At 38.4% G+C, this 4,936-nt stretch carries 3 protein-coding genes and 1 pseudogene; 1 reads left to right on the top strand and 3 read right to left on the bottom strand.

Going from position 1 to position 4,936, the window contains the following annotated elements; all coding sequences use genetic code 11:
- Positions 1-432 precede the first annotated feature (432 nt).
- The 3 genes from mnmG to BM212_RS12000 all read right to left on the bottom strand — a co-directional run bounded on the left by mnmG (position 433) and on the right by BM212_RS12000 (position 4,610).
- Entirely contained in the window at positions 433-2,319 is a 1,887-nt protein-coding gene (mnmG, locus tag BM212_RS11990; protein ID WP_072693655.1) for a tRNA uridine-5-carboxymethylaminomethyl(34) synthesis enzyme MnmG, read from the bottom strand.
- A 45-nt stretch (positions 2,320-2,364) separates the two neighbouring features.
- Positions 2,365-3,753 (bottom strand): tRNA uridine-5-carboxymethylaminomethyl(34) synthesis GTPase MnmE, encoded by a 1,389-nt coding sequence (mnmE, locus tag BM212_RS11995; RefSeq protein ID WP_072693654.1) that lies wholly within the window; start codon positions 3,751-3,753, stop codon positions 2,365-2,367.
- Between the two features lie 260 nt (positions 3,754-4,013).
- Complete coding sequence (locus BM212_RS12000; RefSeq protein ID WP_091898760.1) at positions 4,014-4,610, bottom strand: hypothetical protein; 597 nt, start codon at positions 4,608-4,610, stop codon at positions 4,014-4,016.
- A gap of 144 nt (positions 4,611-4,754) precedes the next feature.
- On the opposite strand from BM212_RS12000, the pseudogene BM212_RS12765 reads away from it, so the two are divergent.
- Positions 4,755-4,936 (top strand): annotated as a pseudogene (locus BM212_RS12765) (IS4 family transposase); the annotation flags it as partial.

Consider the following 4,936-nt stretch of genomic DNA (forward strand, 5'->3'; position numbering starts at 1 on the left):
TAATTTCCCATTCTGCAACACACAATTCTTCTTCATAAATAACAACATAACTTTTTCCTTTACTTACATCTAAAGCCATGACTCTCATTTATTTTCGCTCCTTTCTATATTAAATTGAAGTACTCCACTATGCCTTAACGATTCCACTTTCCTATAGACGATCTCAAAGGACCAACATACTTCAAACTGATTCAATCAAGGATAGTGAAGGGGCCAGTTTGACATGCAGACTCATGGTCTTCTAACGTTGACGGCCTCATCTTCACCTCTACTATATAAAAAAATAGTAGTGCATATCCACCGTCGTGGATATTACACTACTAATCTTAGTATGTTTGACAGAGAACCTAGACAATAAAAAACTGGATCCTATATGTAGGTGCATTATTAATGCCTATACTTTAGGATCCAATTTAGTTTGTAGTTCTTTATTTATACTTTTGCTACACTACCTTGTTCAACATAAACCATCAAAATTGAGATATCAGATGGATTTACACCGCTGATTCGGCTTGCTTGAGCAATCGTTTCAGGTTGGATTTTAGTGAGTTTTTCAATAGCTTCTGTTGCAATTCCATTGATCGCTGAATAGTCAATACCTTCTGGAATGCGTTTGTTTTCCATACGTTTGACTTTGTCCGCTTTACGGAAAGCTTTTTCAATATAGCCTTCATACTTGATATAGATTTCAACTTGTTCCATCACTTCTTTTGACAAAGTCGTTTCTGTTGGCGCAAATTGAATGATATCAGCATATTTCACATAAGGACGGCGGATAAAGTCATAGACCAAGATACCGTCTTTCAATTGTGGTTCGCCTTTTTCTTCAAGGTATGCTGCCACATCATTTGGTTTCAAACGGATAGTTTGCAAACGAGCCAATTCTTTTTCAACTTGTTCTTTTTTATCCAGGAAGTTTTGGTATCTCTCTTCTGATAACAAACCAAGATCGTAACCGATTTTGCTCAATCTGAAGTCTGCATTGTCATGACGCAGCAACAAACGATATTCAGCCCGTGAAGTCAGTAAACGATACGGTTCATTCGTTCCTTTTGTTACTAAATCATCAATCATGACGCCGATATATCCTTCGTTTCGTTTCATAACGAATGGCTCTTCGCCTTGAACTAGACGAGCTGCATTAATTCCAGCCATCAATCCTTGTCCACCCGCTTCTTCGTAGCCGGATGTTCCATTCATTTGGCCAGCTGTGAATAATCCGCTGATCAGTTTAGTTTCTAGAGAAGGACGTAATTGATACGGTTTAACGACATCATACTCGATTGCATATCCTGTACGCATCATTTTCGCGTTTTCCAGACCTTCTACTGAATGTAATACCGCCAGCTGTACATCTTCTGGTAGAGAAGAAGATAACCCTTGTACGTAAACTTCGTCTGTTGTTTCACCTTCTGGTTCCAGGAATAACTGATGACGTGGTTTGTCAGAAAAACGAACGACTTTGTCTTCAATTGACGGGCAGTAACGAGCGCCTACCCCTTCAACGATTCCTGTAAACATTGGAGCACGATGCAGGTTTTCACGAATTATCTCATGAGAAGTTGGACTTGTATATGTTAACCAGCAAGACGTTTGATCTTGTAGATACTTTTCATCTGGTGTCTCAAAACTGAAGTGATGAGGTTCCGGATCTCCCGGTTGTTCTTCTGTAACAGCGTAATTGATTGAATTTTTATGGATACGCGGAGGTGTTCCTGTCTTGAAACGATCCAAATCGAATCCTAACTCTAATAGATTTTCAGATAATTTGATAGACGGTTGCGTATTATTCGGGCCTGAAGAATATTTCAATTCTCCAATTACAATTTCCCCACGAGAAGAGGTTCCAGCAGTTAAAATAACGGCTTTTGCCCGGTAGATAGCACCGGTATTCGTAATAACCCCTTGGATAACATTGTCTTCTACGATCAATTCATCTACGATGCCTTGTTTCATATCCAAGTTTTCTGTACTTTCAATCGTACGTTTCATTTCAATCGAATAAAGGTGTTTATCCGCTTGCGCACGCAAAGCGCGTACAGCCGGTCCTTTAGCCGTATTCAGCATACGCATTTGAATATAGGTCTTATCGATATTCCGACCCATTTCGCCGCCTAAGGCATCCATTTCACGTACAACAATACCTTTAGCAGGTCCACCAATTGATGGATTACACGGCATATGTGCGACCATATCGAGGTTGATGGTAACGAGCAGCGTTTCAGAACCCATTCTAGCTGCTGCTAGAGCTGCTTCTGATCCTGCATGACCAGCACCGACTACAATAACATCATATCTTCCAGCTTCATAAGTTTGCATCAAGTTATTCCTTTCTAATTTAAAATCCGTTTTTATTTTTCACGGTTATTTTCCTAAACAGAATTGACTGAATAGTTGCGTAATCAATTCATCTTGCACACTGTCTCCCGTAATTTCCCCCAGCAAATCCCAGGCTCTTGTCATATCGATCTGTACTAAATCAACCGGCATTCCCGTTTCAATTCCTTCGATTACATCATCAAATGCATCTACTGCTTCATTTAATAATGCAATGTGTCTAATGTTTGAGACATAAGTTGCATCCCGTTCACCTGTTTTACCAGAGAAGAACAGGTCTGCAATTTTAGCTTCCAAATCATTTAACCCGTCTTGGGTGACAATAGAAGTAGGAACAATACTTTCAGGGTTCACTAATTGTTTTAGTTCCTCTAAATCTAAATGATTTTCCAGATCCATTTTATTTAAAATAATGATTCTATGATGCTCATCTGTGGCCTGGATCAGCAGTTTATCTTCTGCTGTCAAGGCCTCATTCTGATTAAAGACCAGCAAAATAAGGTCTGCTTCTGCTAAAGCTTTGCGACTGCGTTCTACACCGATTCGTTCAACAATATCTTCTGTCTCACGAATACCCGCTGTGTCAATCAGTCTAAGCGGTACACCTTTAACACTGACGTACTCTTCTACAACATCTCGAGTCGTTCCGGCAATTTCAGTAACAATTGCTTTCTCTTCTTTAATTAACGTATTCAACAAGCTGGATTTTCCAACGTTTGGACGACCAATGATCGCTGTCGCTAACCCTTCACGCAGGATTTTCCCCTGGCTGGCTGTTTCCAGCAATTCTTTGACTTGTTCTTTTACCTGCTTTGCTTTTTCGACTAATAACTGAGAAGTCATTTCTTCTACATCATCGTATTCAGGATAATCGATGTTTACTTCAACCTGCGCTAATGTATTCAGGATTTCCTGACGTAAATTTCTGATTAAGCGAGACAAGTTCCCATCCAATTGGGTAACTGCCATATGCATGGCTTTATCAGTTTTCGCACGGATCACATCCATGACCGCTTCAGCCTGAGATAAATCGATACGGCCATTTAGAAAAGCTCGTTTTGTAAATTCCCCTGGTTCGGCCAGACGTGCACCATTATGCAGAACGGTCTGTAGGACTTGATTAACCGCCAGTACACCGCCGTGTGTATTAATTTCTACTACATCTTCACGTGTATAGGTCTTTGGTGCTCTCATGATAGAGACCATAACTTCATCAATCTGTTCTTCCGTTTTCGGATTGACGATATGACCGTAGTGAATGGTATGGGTTTTCTGGTCTTTTAAGGTTTTATTACCTAATTGGTAAACACGGTCCGCAATGTCTAAAGCTTCATCGCCGCTGATTCGAACAATCCCGATCCCGCCTTCACCTGGAGGAGTAGAAATCGCTGCTATCGTATCAAATTCAATTGCCATTTTTAAAAAAACCTCCTATTTTTCTTCACAAAAAAAGTGCCTGGTCCACCCCAATGAAACCTATCCAAATAGGTTGTTTGAGGTGGAAAAGCACTTTCACTACTTTACCATTATTTAAATATCTATTATTCTGTCTTAATCAACATAGTAAATGATATAAGGAATACTATTAAAAGTCAACTCATTCACTTATTTTTTAATAGTATTTTGTGAACAGTTTGCCTCTCTTTATTCACACTGTATAAAAATTTCAAAACACTTTATTCAATACCGTTCATCGTTATTTTTTCTGCTTTTTCTTGTTTGACTTTCAGACTAATGAAATTCAACAGCTTTGTATTGAGGGCTTTATCTGCATAGGTAGGCGACTGTTTTAGTGAATCTCTAGCTTTACTAATCCATTCTTGTGCTTGATTCAGATCATACTCTACCCAGAGTGAAATAGCAGCCTGCATTCTATAAGTTTCCAGCTGCTTTATTTTTAAGTATTCTCTAAACAGCTTATCTTGTAAAATTTCATCTTGAATTGAAGTCTCATGTAACCCTAGAGTCAAATGACAAAATAAATATTCTTTCATAACTTCTATCTGATAAGGCTTAACTAAATCATTTCGCTGCTGCCACAGTGGTTCCAGGATTTCTAAGGCATGACCGAAATTCTCTCTTTCAAGTTCACGGTATACTTTTGCAAGAGTAACAAAAGCATTATATTGTTCTGTAATTGGTTCGTTTGGATTTTCAATAAGAGACTGGGTGTCTACCGCTTCGAATTCTTTCCCTATGGTAAAAGATCCAGCTAATTCTAATTGCTGGAAAAATTGCTGTCTTTTGACAGGATCTCTATTTAAATGTTTCACTGTATTTCCATCATTAAAGCTGAATGGATAAATATTAATAATCACTAGTGTTGCATTAAATAATTTAACTGTTTCAACACATAAAAAAGTCCTTTATAATGGGGTTGGATGACTTATCCAAGACCAAAACAAAGGACTTATAGCATGGATAAGTATAAAACAAAAATGACCATAAATAAATGGTTTTCGTACATTTCTTTAGAAAAATTAAGTGAAACGTCTCGACAGGTTATCGGTCAGTTTAATCGCTATTCAAAAAAGTTAACGTTTAAGAAAGTACTGAAACTCTTTCTCTATGCGATTAATGATGAAACCGATAGCCTACG

Source organism: Marinilactibacillus piezotolerans (assembly GCF_900114235.1).
Taxonomy (GTDB): Bacteria; Bacillota; Bacilli; order Lactobacillales; family Carnobacteriaceae_A; genus Marinilactibacillus; species Marinilactibacillus piezotolerans.

What these genes read in the sequence shown, in the direction of transcription:
- mnmG (WP_072693655.1), bottom strand. Translation starts at nt 2,319, where the DNA reads ATGCAAACTTATGAAGCTGGAAGATATGATGTTATTGTAGTCGGTGCT.
- mnmE (WP_072693654.1), bottom strand. Translation starts at nt 3,753, where the DNA reads ATGGCAATTGAATTTGATACGATAGCAGCGATTTCTACTCCTCCAGGT.